The organism is Rathayibacter tritici (assembly GCF_002932875.1).
GTDB classification, from domain to species: domain Bacteria; phylum Actinomycetota; class Actinomycetes; order Actinomycetales; family Microbacteriaceae; genus Rathayibacter; species Rathayibacter tritici.
This window is the reverse complement of the sequence record NZ_PSWS01000004.1, coordinates 1-14,566: the sequence shown is the minus strand read 5'-3', so window position 1 is coordinate 14,566 and position 14,566 is coordinate 1. Positions and strand designations below refer to the sequence as shown.

Genomic DNA, 14,566 nt, shown 5'->3' with positions numbered 1-14,566 from the left:
GGGCGGCGCGGTCGGCGGGGGGCAGGGCGGCCAGGGCGGCGACGAGCACGCGCTCGGCGGAGGCGTCGTAGACGGCGAGGCGCTCCCGGGCGAGCGCGGTGAGGCCGACCTCGGTGCTGCGCCCGTCGCCCGTCGCCAGCCGGCGCTCGACCAGGCCCTCGCGCTCCATCGCCGCGACGAGGTTGCTGATCGTGGAGCGGGCGAGGCCCAGCGAGCGGCCGAGGGCGGTCGGCGTCGACCAGCCGTCCTCGTCGAGTCGGCGGAGAACCTCGATCTGCGCATCTGGGATCTCGGGCAGGGCGCCGTCGCGACGCGAGGCGCTGAGCAGCGTGCGCCGGAACGGACCGATCTCGGCGCTCAGCCGCCGTGCCACGCTCCCGGTGTCCATTCCCTTACGATATCGGTAAGCGCTTGCTGCCAAACTTGTTTTGTCGCAAAATTACTGCATGACCAGCAGCATCGAGACCCCCGAGCAAGACCTCTCCGGCATCGTCGGGCACCGCTTCATCTACACCTACGCCAACGGCTGGCAGTACGAGATGTACGTCAAGAACGCCACGACCATCGACTACCGCATCCACTCCGGCATGGTCGGCGGCCGCTGGGTGAAGGACCAGAAAGTCGACCTCGTCGCCCTGACGCTCGGCGTCTACACGGTGTCCTGGAACGAGCCGACCGGCACCAGCGTCGTCGTCACGGTCGTCCCGGCCGAGCGCGTGCTGCACGGCACGATCTTCTTCCCGCACTGGGTGGAGCTCGACGGATCGAAGACCGTCCTCTTCCAGAACGACCACCTCGACCGGATGCGCGAGTACCGCGACGCGGGCCCCACCTACCCGATCTACGTGGTGCCCGAGTTCGCCCGCATCACCCTGTTCGAGCACGTGGGCGAGGACGACGAGTCCGTGATCGACACCGCCCCCGGCGACCTCCCCGTCGGCTTCGCGGATCGAAGCAACTGACGTGCCCGCTCCGATCACCCTCGACCACCGCGGCTCCACCCTCCGCGGCTGGCGCTTCGGTGAGGCGCGCCGCGACGCTCCCGCCGCCCTCGTCGTGCACGGCTTCAGCGACTCCGGGACCGGCGGCACTGGGCTGATGGTGCAGACGTGCCGCGAGCTGGCGGCCCTCGGGCTCGACGTCCGCAGCTACGACCGGCTCGGCCAGGGCGTGAGCGACGGCGAGTTCGCCGACATCACGCTCGGCGACGAGGTGGAGCAGGTCGTCGCGATGATCCGCGTGGCAGCGTCGGACGGCGATGGACGCGTGCACGTCGTCGCGCACAGCCTCGGAGCGGTCGAGTCGGCGATGGCCGCGGGCCGCGTTCCCGAGCTGATCGCGTCGCTCACGCTCTGGTCGCCGGCCGGGGTCGTCGTCGACGACATCACGGTGAAGGACGAGATTGAGGGGCGGCCGCTCGCACCGGCGCGCGAGCAGGGCTACGTCGACATCGGCGGCATGGCGCTCGGCACTGCGTTCCTCGACGAGGTGCGTGGAGGGATCGACGTCTACGCGGGCGTCGAGGCGTTCACCGGCGCGGCGGAGGTGCTGCACGGCAGGGAGGACGCGATCGTGCCGCCCGAGTACGGCCGCCGCTACGCGGACCTGCTGCCCGGCGGCTCCTTCACCCTGGTCGACGGTGCCGACCACGGCTGGTCGACCGTGCCCCTGCGCCGGATGCTCCTCGACCGCCTCGCCGCGCTGGTCACCTCGCGGCGGGGAGGGGGCGCGGGAGGGGGTTAGGGGCCGCCGAGCCAGTGGTTGATGCGGTGGTGGTTGGGGGTGAAGCCGTGGGCCACGCCCCAGAGGACGGCCTGCGTGCGGCTGGTCGCGCCGATCTTGCCGTAGACGCTGCGGATATAGGACTTCACCGTGTTGGGACTGAGGTAGGTGAGCGCCGCGACGTCGGCGTTGCTCTTGCCCTGCGTGATCAGCGCGAGGATCTCCGACTCCCGATCGGTGATGCCCTCGTGCCGCCCCGGCCAGTCCAGACCCGGCGCCGAGCCGGCGCGACGCGGAGGATCGCTGACAACGACCTCGCCCGCCGCCACCCGCTCCAGCGCGGTGACCAGCTCGCGCGCGGGCAGCGTCTTGGAGAGGTACCCGTGGACGCCCTGTTCGAGGGCGTCCTCGACGAGGGTCGGCGCGAAGTTCCAGGTGTAGACCACGACGTGCTCGGCACGCTCGTTGCGCACCAGCTCCGCGATCTCGTGGTGGTCCGACTCCGGCTGAGCGAACGAGTCGTAGAGGACGAGGTCGATCCGGTCCGAGAGGGGGGCGTTCGCGTCGATCTCGGCGACGACCACCCGATCGCGGTAGTGGTCGAACATGTGCGCGAGGCCGGTGAGCACGATGTCGTAGTCGTCGACCAGCGCGACGGTGAGGGGCGCACGGCGGGTCATGGTCGGACGCTACCGCACCGCCCGACGGCGCGAGGACACCCCTAGGGGTGTACCGCCGCCTCCTCCGGGGTGGTTGCGTAGCCACCGGTCCCGCAACCGCGGAACCGACTAGCGGGCCCCCGCCCGCCCAACGGAAGGACGACCGCCATGCTCGGTCTCATCATCAGCCTCATCGTCGTCGGACTCATCGCGGGAGCGCTGGCCCGGCTCATCGTCCCCGGGAAGCAGAGCATCAGCATCGCTATGACGATCGTGCTCGGCATCATCGGCTCGTTCGTCGGCGGCTTCCTCGGTTTCCTGATCTTCCAGCACGACCCGATGGACGGCTTCTTCCAGCCCGCCGGCATCATCGGCTCGATCATCGGAGCGATCATCGTCCTGCTGGTCTACACGCGCTTCGCCGGCCGCTCCGCCGCGCGCCGCTGATCCGCGCGGCGGCATCGCCCAGGCTGCACGCACTGCGGTGCGCGATGCTCGGGCGATGCCGCTCGTCGTCCCCGATGCCCTCGTCCCGCTCGCGCTCCGGCTCGCCCGCGCGAATCGCACATTCGCCACCGCTGACGGCGCTCGCCGCCGCATCCGCGAGCGGGCGCTGCGCCCCGCCTCCTACGGCCCGCCCCCGCGGCTGCGGCCGAGCGTGCGGGTGGACGTGGAGCAGGTCGACGGCTGGCCGGTGTACACGATCCGCCCTCGGTCGATTCGCGGAGGCGTCGTCTACGTCCACGGCGGTGGGTGGGTCAACGAGATCGCACCGCAGCACTGGTGGCTCGCGGCCCGGATCGCCGAGGAGGCCTCGGTCGCGGTGACCCTCCCGATCTACCCGCTCGTCCCCTTCGGCACCGCGCTCGAGGCGCGCGACGGCGTGCGCGACCTGGTGCTGCGGAGCCTGGACCGCTCCGGCGCGACCTGCCTCGCGGGCGACTCCGCGGGCGGCCAGATCGCCCTCTCCACCGCTCTCGCCCTCCGCGACGAGGGCGTCGTACTGCCCCGGACGGTGCTGGTGTCGCCGGCGCTCGACCTGTCCTGGAGCAACCCGCGGATCCCGGAGGTGCAGCCGAGCGATCCGTGGCTCGGCACGCCGGGCGGTCGCGTGCTCGCCGAGCGCTGGCGGGGCTCCCTCGACCTGCTCGACCCTGCCGTCAGTCCTCTCTTCGGCGACCTGGCGGGCCTCGGTCCGGTCACCGTCTTCACCGGCACGCGCGACGTGCTCAACCCGGACGCTCACGTACTGGCCGAACGGGCCGCGGCGGCGGGCGTGCCGTTCGAGCTGCACGAGGCCGTCGGGCAGCTGCACGTCTACCCGCTCGTGCCCACGCGGGCAGGGCGCGAAGCGCAGCGCTCCCTGGTGGAGGGGCTGCGAGCGGCGGTGTGAGCGGGCGCGGTCGGAGCGCGAGGGTGTGCGCCCCGTGCGTGATCGAGATCCAGTGCAGGGGGAAAGATCCAGCCGGTAAGCGCAGGGGAAGAGGAACCAGTCACCCGTGAGCTGCGTGAACTCGATCAGGAGCGAGACGGCGAAGCCGGCGACGGTGGCGCCGATCACGCCGGCGATGAGGCGCCCACGGAGCGGGAGGTGCCGGACGAGCATCCCGAGCGGGACGAAGAAGGCGACGTTGAGGAGCACCTGCGCGGACGCGGGATTCGTCAGCAGAGCGCGGGGTCCGTCGATCCCGCCCTCCTTCGCGATGTCGCCGACGAAGGCGAACAGGCGCAGCTGCGGCCCCGCTCCGGCGCGGCAGGCGGCGGCGACCGTCCCGTCGTCGGGCAGGGGGAGGAGCGTGTAGGTGACGAGCGCGAGCGCTGCGGACGTCATGCGTTGACAGTAGGAGAGTGCGCGCGAATCCCTTCCGCTTGGCGCGCCGGGGACCTCAGCGAGCGCGTTCTGTCCCTCCCCAGCATCGCGATCTGCGCACTCCTCCACAGATCCGCGCGATCCTCGCCCGCGGTCTGCGCGTCCTGCTAGCGTCTCCTGGGTCGCGTCCAAGAAACGCGAGTACTCCCGGCCCCTTCCCGAAAGCCCTCATGCAGCTGCGTCCCCGCCTCCTCGCCCTCCCCGCCGCGCTCGCGGCCGCCGCGCTCCTGCTCAGCGGCTGTACCGCCGAGGCGCCCGACGCCTCCGGCACCCCGGTCGAGGGCGGGACGCTGACCTACGCGTCGGGAGACGCCGAGCCCACCTGCCTCGACCCGCAAGTCGGCGGCAACTATCCGCAGGCGCTCCTCGCCACGCAGGTGCTCGAGTCGCTCGTCTCGCGCGACGCAGACGGCACCATCACGCCGTGGCTCGCGGAGTCCTGGACCGTCTCCGGCGATGCGCTGAGCTACGACTTCACCCTCCGCGAGGGCGTGACCTTCACCGACGGCACCGCCCTCGACGCGGAGGCGGTCGCCAAGAACATCGCGCACCTCCAGGACCCGGCGACCAAGTCCTCCACCGGCTATCTCGCCGTGGCGAAGGTCGCCTCCGTCACGGCGGTGTCGCCGACCGTCTCCCGGTTCACCCTCACCGAGCCCGACAGCGCACTGCTCGAGTCGCTCGCGCAGCCGTGGACGGCGATCGAATCGCCCGCCGGTATCGCGCGCGGCGAGCAGGCGAACTGCGAGGCGCCCATCGGCACCGGCCCCTTCACCGTCTCGGAGTGGGTCAAGCAGGACCACGTGACCCTCAGCCGCAATGAGGGGTACGACGCGTCGACGGGCCCGACGGGTAACGGACACAGGGGCCCCGCGCACCTCGCGAGCATCACCTGGCGCTTCATCCCCGACTCCGCCACCCGCTACGCGGCGTTGCAGTCCGGCGAGGTCGACGTGCTCGACAACGCCCAGCCCGACACGCTGAAAGCCGCGACCGGCGCCTCCGACCTCGTCGAGCTCGACGCGCCGCGCCCCGGCTCGGTCAACCGCCTCGAGCTCAACTCCGGCCAGGCGCCGTTCGACGACGAGTCGGTTCGGGAGGCGTTCGTCCGCGGAGTCGGGGTGAACGACGCGATCGACTCCCTCTTCTTCGGCACCGCGGAGCGCTCCTACTCGCCGCTGTCCAGCCGCGAGGCGACCGCCTACTCCGACCCGTCGCTCTTCAAGGACGCGGGTTCCGACTCCGAGGTCGCCGCCGCCGAGGGCCTGCTCGAGAAGGCCGGCTGGGTCGACTCCAACGGCGACGGCGTCCGCGAGAAGGACGGGAAGCCGCTGACGCTGCGCTTCCCGGTCAGCACCAATCAGTCGATCCCGGCCGAGCAGTCTCTGTTCGAGCAGGTCCAGGCGTCGGCGAAGGTGCTCGGGTTCGACGTGCAGATCAGCCTGCTCGACCTGTCCAGCTGGTACACGGCGCTCGGGGCGAACGAGTACGAGCTGGTGAGCGCGCCGTACACCAAGGTCGGGCCCGACGTGCTGCGGATCCTCTACTCCTCCTCCGGCATCACGCCCGCGCCGAGCGGCTACTTCGCCAATCACGCGCAGATCGCCGACCCCGCACTCGACTCGCTGCTCGCACAGGCGAGTGCCACCACCGACGAGGCCGCCCGCGCCGACCTGTACCGGCAGGCGCAGCGGATCGTCCTCGAGGGCTACTGGATCCTGCCGCTCTACGACCAGCAGAACCACTACCTGCACCGCTCGGCCGTGCAGGGCCTCGTCGCCCTCGACACGGTGTCGACCCCCTGGTTCGCCGACGCCTGGGTCTGACCCGCCTGCCCGCATGATCCGCCGCGTGCTGCTCCGGCTCGGCGGCGCCGTCGTCGTACTGTGGGCCGTCGCGACCGCCGTCTTCCTCCTCATCCGCCTCGTCCCCGGTGACCCCGCGCAGGCGATCCTCGGCGGCCCGGGCTCGCAGGCGTCCCCCGCGGCGCTCGCCGCTGTCCGCGAGCAGTACGGCCTCGACCAGCCCCTGCTCGTGCAGTACCTGGTGCAGCTGGGTCGGCTCGCCCGCGGCGATCTCGGGACCTCCTACTCCCTGCGCACTCCGGTCGCCCAGATCCTCGGCGAGCAGCTGCCCGGCACCCTCCTGCTGGCCGTCCTCGCCCTGACCGCGGCGTGGATCCTCGCGCTCGGCACCGCGCTCTGGTCGACGCGGGGCGGACGGATCGCCGCCGCGATCGGGTCAGGACTTGAACTCACCGCCGCCGCGCTGCCGCACTTCTGGCTCGCGACCGTGCTGATCGCCGTCTTCGCGACCGCTCTGCGCTGGCTGCCCCCGGTCAGCACCGGCGCCCCCGCCGGGCTGGTGCTGCCGACGCTCACCCTCGCGATCCCCCTGGCGGGGTTCCTCGGTCAGGTGATGCGTCGCTCCCTCCTCGACGCGCTGGAGTCGCCGTTCGTGCTCGCCGCCCGCGCTCGGGGCGAGGGGGAGCTGGGGGTTCGCCTCCGGCACGCGCTGCGCCACGCGGTGCTGCCGGGGGTCTCGCTCTCGGGCTGGGCCTTCGGCTACCTGATCGGCGGGGCCGTGGTCGTCGAGACGATCTTCGCGCGACCGGGGCTCGGCCGGACGCTGCTCGCGGCGGTGACCGTGCGCGACGTGCCGGTGGTGACCGGAGTGGTGCTGGTCACCGCGCTCGCCTACATCGTCGTCACCCTGGCCACCGATCTGCTGACGCGGGTGATCGATCCGCGCCTGGCCCGGCAGGAGGCGGTCGCGTGAGCGAGCTCGAGCTGCGAGCCGCCCGCCCGCGACGCCGGGGCACCGCGCGCATCCGCCCGGGGGAGGTGCTGGCCGCGGTCTTCGTGGTGCTGCTCCTGCTCGCCGCCGTCGCGCCCGGGCTGCTCGCCCCCGCCGATCCGCTCGCCATCGCCCCGCGCGACGCCTTCACGCCGCCGGGTGCCGCGCACTTGCTCGGCACCGACGAGTCGGGCCGCGACGTGCTCAGCCGCCTCCTCGCGGGGGCGGGCGCGTCCCTCCTGATCGGCGCCAGCGCCACCGCGATCGGCCTGGTGCTCGGGGCGGTCCTGGGGGTCGTCGCCGCGTTCGGCGGCCGGTTCGTCGACGGCGTGATCGGGCGCGTCCTGGAGGTGCTGTTCGCGTTCCCGGCGCTGCTGCTCGCGCTGCTGGTGATCGTGGTCACGGGCCCCGGAGTCGTCCCCGCGACGATCGCGGTCGGCCTCTCGACCGCGCCCGGGTACGCCCGCATCCTGCGCACGCAGCTGCTCGGCATCCGCGACTCCGGCTACGTCGAGGCCGCGCGCGTGCTCGGGCACTCGCCCACCCGCATCCTGGTCCGGCACGTGCTGCCCAACACGTTCGGCCCGCTCGCCGTGCTGGCGACTCTCGGCGTCGGCCAGGCGATCGTCTGGGCCTCGGCCCTCAGCTACCTGGGCCTGGGGGCCGAGCCGCCCGCGCCGGAGTGGGGCGCGATGCTCTCGGCGGGCCGTACCTACCTTGCGAGTGCGTGGTGGCTGACCGTGTTCCCCGGGCTCGCGATCGTGCTGACCACGATCGCGACGACGGTGCTCGGCGGGCGCCTGCGGGGTGCGCGGTGAGCGCGGTCGTCGTCGAGGCCCTGCGGGTCGCCTTCGACGGGGTCGAGGTGGTGCACGGGGTCTCCTTCCGCGTGGAGCCGGGGGAGTGCGTCGCGATCGTCGGCGAGTCGGGGTCGGGCAAGAGCGTCACCGCCCGGGCGCTGCTGGGGTTGAGCGGAGGCGCCGTGTCGGGCTCCGTGAACATCGGCGGCACCGAGGTGGTCGGCGCGGGCGAGCGCGCGCTGCGGCGGCTGCGCGGCGGATCCGTGGGCTTCGTCCCGCAGGACGCGCTGCTCTCGCTCGACCCGCTGCGCCCGATCGGCCGCGAGATCGGCGACGCGTTCCGCCTCCACGGCCGGTTGCCAGCGGCCGAGCACGCCCGGCGCACCGTCGAGGCGCTGACGAGTGTCGGCATGCCGGAGCCGGCCGAGCGGATGCGCGAGCGCTCTGGCGACCTCTCCGGCGGCCTCCGCCAGCGCGCCCTTCTCGCGGCGGCCGTGGCCCTCGATCCGCCGCTCCTCGTCGCCGACGAGCCGACCACCGCGCTCGACGTCACCGTGCAGGCCCGCGTGCTCGACCTCTTCGCCGAGCAGAAGGCGCGCGGCCGGGCGCTCGTGCTGGTCTCGCACGACCTCGCCGTCGTCGCGGGCCTCGCCGACCGCATCCTCGTGCTCGCCGAGGGGCGGGTGGTGGAGGAGGGGACAGCTGACGAGGTGTTGCGCGCGCCCCGCAGCTCCCAGGCGCGGGCGCTCGTGGCCGCTGTCCCGGCCGGGAGACCGCGCGGGTCGCGACTCACCGATCCGACCGCTCCGGTGCTCCCACCCGACGCTCCCGGCGAGGTGGTGGTCGCGGCCCGCGGTCTCGCCGTCCGCTTCCCCCTGCCCGGCGCAGGAGCGAGGGCCGCGGTCGACGGCGTCGACCTGGAGTTGCGGCGCGGCGAGACCCTGGGGCTCGTCGGCGAGTCCGGGTCGGGCAAGAGCACGGTGGCCCGGCTGGTCCTGGCGCTGCGGCGACCGGATGCGGGTGACGTCGAGCTGTTCGGCCAGCCGTGGTCGGCGGCCACGGAGCGCGCCCGCCGGCCCCACCGCCCGCGGATCGGCGCGATCTACCAGGACAGCGTCTCCTCGTTCGACCCGCGCTGGAGCGTCGGCCGCCTCCTCCGCGACGCCGGCGCCGCCTCCGTGCCCGCGCTGCTCGCGAGCGTCGGGCTCGACCCGGCTCTGGAGCGGCGTTCGCCGCGGACCCTCTCGGGCGGTCAGCGCCAGCGCGTGTCGATTGCACGCGCGCTGGCGACCCGCCCCGACGTGCTGATCTGCGACGAGCCCGTCTCGGCCCTCGACGTCTCGGTGCAGGCCCAGATCCTCGACCTGCTCGACGAGCTACAGCGCCGTCACGGGCTCGCGCTGCTCCTCATCTCGCACGATCTTGGAGTGATCGCCCACATGAGCGACCGCATCGCCGTGATGCGCGCGGGCCGGATCGTCGAGGCCGGGCCGGCCGCGTCACTCCTCGCGGCGCCGCAGGAGGAGTACACCCGGCGCCTGCTCGCGGCGGCTCCGCGGCTGGCACCCTGAGCGCCCCGCGTCGTCCGCTGTTTCGTGACGCACCACTCGGACTGGTACGACGTTCTATCAAAACTGCGTCGTGATCGACTCGCAGTCGAGGTCGAGTGCCGCCGGGCAGCGCCTACTTCTCGACGAGACGCCGCTCCTGCGGCGGTGTCTCGCTGCTGCCGTCCTGTCTCGCTGCTGCCGTCGGCGCAACCCACGCCGCGAATCCGCTGCACCTCCACCGCGTGTCGGACCTGCGGCGTAGCGTTGCCGAGGTGATGCGTCCGATGACCCAGACCCTCGGCCAGCTCCGTGCCTCCGGGCACGCGCAGAAGAGCCTCCGCACCGAGATCCGCGACAACCTGCTCGACGCCCTGCGCGAGGGCCGCGACCCCTGGCCCGGCCTGCACGGCTTCGCCGAGACCGTGATCCCGCAGGTCGAGCGCGCGGTGATCGCCGGCCACGACATCGTCCTGCTGGGCGAGCGCGGTCAGGGCAAGACCCGCCTCCTGCGCACCCTCGTCGGCCTGCTCGACGAGTGGACCCCGGTCATCGACGGGTCAGAACTCGGTGAGCACCCCTACGAGCCGATCACCACCGTGAGTCGGCGTCGCGCCGTCGAACTCGGCGACGAGCTGCCCGTCGCGTGGAAGTCGCGCGAGGAGCGCTACGTCGAGAAGCTGGCCACCCCGGACACCAGCGTCGCCGACCTGATCGGCGACGTCGATCCGATGAAGGTGGCCGAGGGCCGCAGCCTGGGCGACCCCGAGACCATCCACTTCGGCCTCATCCCGCGCAGCCACCGCGGCATCGTCGCGATCAACGAGCTGCCGGACCTCGCCGAGCGGATCCAGGTCGCGATGCTCAACGTGATGGAGGAGCGCGACATTCAGATCCGCGGCTACGTCCTCCGCCTCCCGCTCGACGTGCTCGTCGTCGCGAGCGCGAACCCCGAGGACTACACGAACCGCGGCCGCATCATCACTCCGCTGAAGGACCGCTTCGGCGCCGAGATCCGCACCCACTACCCGACCGCTCTCATCGACGAGATCGCCGTGATCCGGCAGGAGGCGGACCTCGTCGCGACCGTGCCCGACGCGCTGATCGAGATCCTCGCCCGCTTCACCCGGGCCCTGCGCGAGTCGAGCTCCGTCGATCAGCGCAGCGGAGTGAGCGCCCGCTTCGCCATCGCCGGCGCCGAGACCATCGCCGCGGCCGCCCTCCACCGGGCCACCCGCCGCAGCGAGGAGGAGGCGGTTGCCCGCCCCATCGACCTCGAGACCGCGGTCGACGTGCTCGGCGGCAAGATCGAGTTCGAGTCGGGCGAGGAGGGCCGCGAGGACGAGATCCTCGATCACCTCCTCCGCCAGGCGACCGCCGAGACCGTGCGCGCGCATCTGCGCGGCGTCGACCTCGGCCCGCTGGTCGAGGCCGTGGAGAACGGGGCGATGATCACCACCGGCGAGCAGGTGACAGCGCGCGAGTTTCTGGCCGGCCTGCCGATCCTCGGCGAGGCGCGCGTCTACGACGAGGTCGCCGAGCGTCTGGACGCCGTGGGGGACGGGCGCCGCGCCGGAGCCGTCGAGCTCGCCCTCGAGGGCCTCTACCTCATGCGCAAGCTGAGCAAGGAGACGGGCGGGGGCGAAGCCGTCTATGGCTGATGCCTCGCGCGGCAACCGGCGGCTGAAGCGCGACGCGCGCTACGCGAAGTACGACGGCGGCCCCGATCCGCTCGCCCCTCCGATCGACCTCGCGGAGGCTCTCGACGCGATCGGCGAGGACGTGATGGGCGGGACCTCACCCGAGCGCGCCCTCCGCGAGTTCCTGCGCCGCGGCACTCGCGACCGCGAGGGCCTCGACGACCTCGCCGCTCGCGTGGCCGAGCGCCGCCGCGAGCTGACGCAGAAGAACAACCTCGACGGCACCCTCCGTGAGATCCGCGAGCTGCTCGACAGGGCGGTGCTCGCCGAGCGCAAGCAGCTCGCTCGAGACACGCAGATGGACGACGGCGACCGTGCGCTCGCCGAAATCCAGCTCGAGAGCCTCCCGCCCTCGCCCGCCGCAGCCGTTTCGGAGCTGCGCGACTACCGCTGGCAGAGCCCCGAGGCGCGCTCCGACTTCGAGCGGATCCGCGGACTCCTGGGCCGCGAGATGCTCGATCAGCGCTTCGAGGGGATGAAGCAGGCGCTCGAGAACGCGAGCGACGAGGACCGCGCCGCGATCGACGCGATGCTCCGCGACCTCAACGAGCTGCTCGAGGCGCACGCCCGCGGCGAGGACACTCCCGAGCAGTTCGACGCCTTCATGGCGCAGCACGGCGAGTACTTCCCCGAATCGCCGGAGTCCGTCGACGAGCTGATCGACGCCCTCGCCGCCCGTGCGGCGGCGGCCCAGCGGATGCGCAACTCGATGACCGCCGCGCAGCGCGCCGAGCTGGACGCCCTCGCCCAGCAGGCGTTCGGCACGCCCGAGCTGATGCAGTCCCTCGGCCGCCTCGACGAAACCCTGCGGGGGCTGCGTCCCGGCGAGGACTGGGGAGGCGTGGAGCGGATGGACGGCGGGCAGGGACTCGGCCTCGGCGACGGGACCGGCGTGTTCCAGGAGCTGGCCGACCTCGACGCCCTCGCCGACCAGCTCGCGGAGTCCGATCGCTCCTCCTTCGACGATCTCGACCTCGACCTGCTCGCGAAGCGCCTGGGCCAGGACGCTGCCGTCGACGCGCAGACGCTCAAGCGCCTGGAGCGCGCCCTCCGCGACTCCGGCACGCTGCGCCGCGGCTCCGACGGCCGCCTCGCGCTCAGCCCGAAGGCGATGCGTCAGCTCGGCAGGGCGCTCCTGCGCGACATCGCCGAGACCGTCTCCGGCCGCCAGGGCGTGCGCGATGTCCGCCGTGCGGGCGCGGCAGGGGAGCGCTCCGGAGCGACGCGCGCGTGGGAGTTCGGCGACACCGAGGCCTGGGACATCCCTCGCACCGTCACCAACGCCCTCACCCGCACCGCCGGCGAGGGCCGCCCGGTCGGCTCGGGCGTGCGCATCGAGATCGGCGACGTCGAGGTGCAGGAGACGGAGGCGCGCACGCAGGCCTGCGTCGCTCTGCTCGTCGACACCTCGTTCTCGATGGCGATGGACGGCCGCTGGGTGCCGATGAAGCGCACGGCGCTCGCCCTGCACACCCTGATCAGCAGCCGGTTCCGCGGAGACGCACTGCAGCTGGTCGCCTTCGGCCGCCGGGCCGAGGTGATGGACGTCGAGCAGCTGGTGGGCCTGGATGCGGAGTGGGACAAGGGCACGAACCTGCACCACGCCCTGCTGCTGGCCAACCGGCACTTCCGCAAGCACCCGAACGCGCAGCCGATCCTGCTGATCGTCACCGACGGCGAGCCGACCGCGCACCTCGAGCCGGACGGCGGCGTGTTCTTCGACTACCCGCCCGACCCGCTGACGGTCGCCGTCTCGGTCCGCGAGCTCGACGCCTCCCTCCGCCTCGGTGCGCACACCACGTTCTTCCGGCTGGGCGAGGACCCCGGCCTCGCCCGGTTCATCGATTCGCTCGCCCAGCGGGTGGGCGGCTCGGTGGTGAACCCAGAGGCGGAGGATCTGGGGGCGGCCGTGGTGTCGTCCTACCTGGGCGCGCGGGGAGCAGGACCGGGCGGCGGGGCCCCGGGCGAGGAGCTGTTCGGGCGCGGCTGGAGCTTCTGACCCCGCGTCGCGTTCATAACTCCGGAAAAATGTGTGTCGCGGCAGTGCGATCCGCTCGTGGTCGTCGCTGTGGCCACGATCATCCGGAGTTGTGAACGCGCTCGGCTCAGAACAGCGGCCAGGGTACCGCCGGCATCTCGCCGCGCGGGCCCGGGAACCGCCCACGAGCGCCCAGCCGCTCGCAGCGCTTCGCGAACGCGGCGACCTCCTCCTCCGTCAGCAGCTGAGAGAGTGCTGCACCCAGCGGCCCGTCGATCTGTGCGCGCAGGAGGGCCAGCGCGGTCAGCTCCTCCTCGTGCAGCGGCTCGCCGATCCAGCCCCACAGCACCGTGCGCAGCTTGTGCTCCGAGTGGAAGGTGAGCCCGTGGTCGACGCCGTAGCGGTGGCCGCCCGGCAGCGCGAGCACGTGCCCGCCCTTGCGGTCCGCGTTGTTCGCGACCACGTCGAACACGGCCATCCGGCGCAGCGCCGTCGAGTCCTCGTGCACGAGCGAGATCTCTCGGTCCTCGTCGTCGCTGCCATCCAGCACGTGTCGCCACCCCGCCGGGACCGCATCCGCCGGCACCAGGTCGACCGCGTCCTGCTCCGGATCGATGTCCTGCCAGAGCTGCACCATGCCCGGCCCGAGCGGCCCGTCGCGCAGCCAGGTGCGCGGCACGACGTTCCAGCCCAGCGCTTGGGAGACGAGATACGCCGCGACCTCGCGGCCCGCGAGCACGCCGTCGGGGAAGTCCCAGAGCGGCTTCTCGCCCGAGATCGGCTTGTAGACGACGGACGTCTCGCCGACCTGCGCGAGGAAGGTCGCGTTAGAGGCGATGGTGATCCGGCCGGTGAGTGTCAGCTCGCCGTCGAGCCCGCCCGGGTCGCTCATGCCAGCGGACAGTCGTGCCCGTCGGGGTCCATCGGCTCGCCGCAGCGGGGGCAGAGCGGACGTCCCGCGCCGACCACCTCGAGCGTGCGCTTCGCGAAGGCGCGGGCCGTGCCGACGGGGATCTTGACCTGCAGCATCTCGGTGGGCTCGGGGTCCTCGGCGGCGTCGTCGTCCCCCTCGATCATCGGGTACGCCTCGATCACGATCTGGGCGGTGGACGGGTCCCAGCCGAGGCTGAGGCCGCCGACGCGGAACTCGGGCTCCACCGGCTGGTCGAGCGGGTCGTTGTCGACGAGTTCCGGAGGCGTGCCCGCCGGGACGCTGACCGGGTTGCCCTGCGCGGTCATCAGCTGGTCGAGGATCTCGTCGATCTTCTCGGCGAGGAGGGCCGACTGCTGCTTCTCGAGGCCGACGCTGACCACACGGGGTCCGGTCTTGGCCTGCAGATAGAAGGAGCGCGAACCGGGTGAGCCGACGGTTCCCACGACCACGCGATCGGGCCAGTCGAATCCGTGCACGATCGGAGGCATGTCTCCAGTGTACGAGCGCCCGCCTCCGCAGCGGCTGCGCGCGTCACCCCCTCTCCTCGTGCCCCGCCCCGC

General features: G+C 72.7%; 14 protein-coding genes and 1 pseudogene. 10 read left to right on the top strand and 5 right to left on the bottom strand.

Going from position 1 to position 14,566, the window contains the following annotated elements:
• Positions 1 to 388: MarR family winged helix-turn-helix transcriptional regulator (locus C5D07_RS01375; protein WP_104258457.1), on the bottom strand; the 388-nt coding region annotated here is incomplete at its 3' end.
• Positions 389 to 446: 58 nt separating this feature from the next.
• Here C5D07_RS01375 and C5D07_RS01370 point away from each other — a divergent pair.
• Positions 447 to 962, top strand: coding sequence for a phenolic acid decarboxylase (locus C5D07_RS01370; RefSeq protein WP_068255754.1), 516 nt, complete (start codon positions 447 to 449; stop codon positions 960 to 962).
• 1 nt (position 963) lies between these two features.
• Positions 964 to 1,743 (top strand): alpha/beta hydrolase, encoded by a 780-nt coding sequence (locus C5D07_RS01365; protein ID WP_237358193.1) that lies wholly within the window; start codon positions 964 to 966, stop codon positions 1,741 to 1,743.
• Here C5D07_RS01365 and C5D07_RS01360 read toward each other — a convergent pair.
• Positions 1,740 to 2,402, bottom strand: a complete 663-nt coding sequence (locus C5D07_RS01360) for a response regulator transcription factor (protein ID WP_068255748.1) — start codon at positions 2,400 to 2,402, stop codon at positions 1,740 to 1,742. The two genes, C5D07_RS01365 and C5D07_RS01360, sit on opposite strands and share 4 nt — an antisense overlap.
• Positions 2,403 to 2,549: 147 nt before the next feature.
• On the opposite strand from C5D07_RS01360, the gene C5D07_RS01355 reads away from it, so the two are divergent.
• Positions 2,550 to 2,828, top strand: coding sequence for a GlsB/YeaQ/YmgE family stress response membrane protein (locus C5D07_RS01355; protein ID WP_068255747.1), 279 nt, complete (start codon positions 2,550 to 2,552; stop codon positions 2,826 to 2,828).
• Between the two features lie 55 nt (positions 2,829 to 2,883).
• Positions 2,884 to 3,774 (top strand): alpha/beta hydrolase fold domain-containing protein, encoded by an 891-nt coding sequence (locus tag C5D07_RS01350; RefSeq protein ID WP_104258456.1) that lies wholly within the window; start codon positions 2,884 to 2,886, stop codon positions 3,772 to 3,774.
• 114 nt (positions 3,775 to 3,888) lie between these two features.
• Here C5D07_RS01350 and C5D07_RS16335 read toward each other — a convergent pair.
• Positions 3,889 to 4,212 (bottom strand): annotated as a pseudogene (locus tag C5D07_RS16335) (VanZ family protein); the annotation flags it as partial.
• 209 nt (positions 4,213 to 4,421) lie between these two features.
• On the opposite strand from C5D07_RS16335, the gene C5D07_RS01340 reads away from it, so the two are divergent.
• The 6 genes from C5D07_RS01340 to C5D07_RS01315 all read left to right on the top strand — a co-directional run bounded on the left by C5D07_RS01340 (position 4,422) and on the right by C5D07_RS01315 (position 13,093).
• On the top strand, positions 4,422 to 6,077 hold the full coding sequence (locus C5D07_RS01340) for an ABC transporter substrate-binding protein (protein ID WP_104258455.1): 1,656 nt from the start codon (positions 4,422 to 4,424) through the stop codon (positions 6,075 to 6,077).
• Positions 6,078 to 6,090: 13 nt separating this feature from the next.
• On the top strand, positions 6,091 to 7,029 hold the full coding sequence (locus tag C5D07_RS01335) for an ABC transporter permease (RefSeq protein WP_068255738.1): 939 nt from the start codon (positions 6,091 to 6,093) through the stop codon (positions 7,027 to 7,029).
• Complete coding sequence (locus tag C5D07_RS01330) at positions 7,026 to 7,865, top strand: ABC transporter permease (protein ID WP_068255735.1); 840 nt, start codon at positions 7,026 to 7,028, stop codon at positions 7,863 to 7,865. The genes C5D07_RS01335 and C5D07_RS01330 overlap by 4 nt, the downstream gene beginning before the upstream one ends.
• Positions 7,862 to 9,418, top strand: a complete 1,557-nt coding sequence (locus tag C5D07_RS01325; RefSeq protein ID WP_068255731.1) for an ATP-binding cassette domain-containing protein — start codon at positions 7,862 to 7,864, stop codon at positions 9,416 to 9,418. The genes C5D07_RS01330 and C5D07_RS01325 overlap by 4 nt, the downstream gene beginning before the upstream one ends.
• Positions 9,419 to 9,672: 254 nt before the next feature.
• Positions 9,673 to 11,055, top strand: a complete 1,383-nt coding sequence (locus tag C5D07_RS01320) for a MoxR family ATPase (RefSeq protein WP_068257691.1) — start codon at positions 9,673 to 9,675, stop codon at positions 11,053 to 11,055.
• Positions 11,048 to 13,093 (top strand): vWA domain-containing protein, encoded by a 2,046-nt coding sequence (locus C5D07_RS01315; RefSeq protein ID WP_104258454.1) that lies wholly within the window; start codon positions 11,048 to 11,050, stop codon positions 13,091 to 13,093. The genes C5D07_RS01320 and C5D07_RS01315 overlap by 8 nt, the downstream gene beginning before the upstream one ends.
• Positions 13,094 to 13,199: 106 nt before the next feature.
• On the opposite strand, the gene C5D07_RS01310 is transcribed toward C5D07_RS01315, so the two are convergent.
• Together C5D07_RS01310 and C5D07_RS01305 are read right to left on the bottom strand one after the other, a co-directional pair.
• Positions 13,200 to 13,964 carry an SCO1664 family protein gene (locus tag C5D07_RS01310; protein WP_068255726.1) on the bottom strand — a complete coding sequence of 255 codons (765 nt, stop codon included), beginning with the start codon at positions 13,962 to 13,964 and terminating at the stop codon, positions 13,200 to 13,202.
• Positions 13,961 to 14,494 carry a DUF3090 domain-containing protein gene (locus C5D07_RS01305; protein WP_068255724.1) on the bottom strand — a complete coding sequence of 178 codons (534 nt, stop codon included), beginning with the start codon at positions 14,492 to 14,494 and terminating at the stop codon, positions 13,961 to 13,963. Before C5D07_RS01305 ends, C5D07_RS01310 begins: the two co-directional genes overlap by 4 nt.
• Positions 14,495 to 14,566 lie beyond the last annotated feature (72 nt).

Excerpts from the sequence above, each read along its gene's own strand:
- C5D07_RS01370 (WP_068255754.1), top strand. The coding sequence starts at position 447 with ATGACCAGCAGCATCGAGACCCCCGAGCAAGACCTCTCCGGCATCGTC.
- C5D07_RS01360 (WP_068255748.1), bottom strand. The coding sequence starts at position 2,402 with ATGACCCGCCGTGCGCCCCTCACCGTCGCGCTGGTCGACGACTACGAC.
- C5D07_RS01355 (WP_068255747.1), top strand. The coding sequence starts at position 2,550 with ATGCTCGGTCTCATCATCAGCCTCATCGTCGTCGGACTCATCGCGGGA.
- C5D07_RS01350 (WP_104258456.1), top strand. The coding sequence starts at position 2,884 with ATGCCGCTCGTCGTCCCCGATGCCCTCGTCCCGCTCGCGCTCCGGCTC.
- C5D07_RS01340 (WP_104258455.1), top strand. The coding sequence starts at position 4,422 with ATGCAGCTGCGTCCCCGCCTCCTCGCCCTCCCCGCCGCGCTCGCGGCC.
- C5D07_RS01335 (WP_068255738.1), top strand. The coding sequence starts at position 6,091 with ATGATCCGCCGCGTGCTGCTCCGGCTCGGCGGCGCCGTCGTCGTACTG.
- C5D07_RS01320 (WP_068257691.1), top strand. The coding sequence starts at position 9,673 with ATGCGTCCGATGACCCAGACCCTCGGCCAGCTCCGTGCCTCCGGGCAC.
- C5D07_RS01315 (WP_104258454.1), top strand. The coding sequence starts at position 11,048 with ATGGCTGATGCCTCGCGCGGCAACCGGCGGCTGAAGCGCGACGCGCGC.
- C5D07_RS01310 (WP_068255726.1), bottom strand. The coding sequence starts at position 13,964 with ATGAGCGACCCGGGCGGGCTCGACGGCGAGCTGACACTCACCGGCCGG.
- C5D07_RS01305 (WP_068255724.1), bottom strand. The coding sequence starts at position 14,494 with ATGCCTCCGATCGTGCACGGATTCGACTGGCCCGATCGCGTGGTCGTG.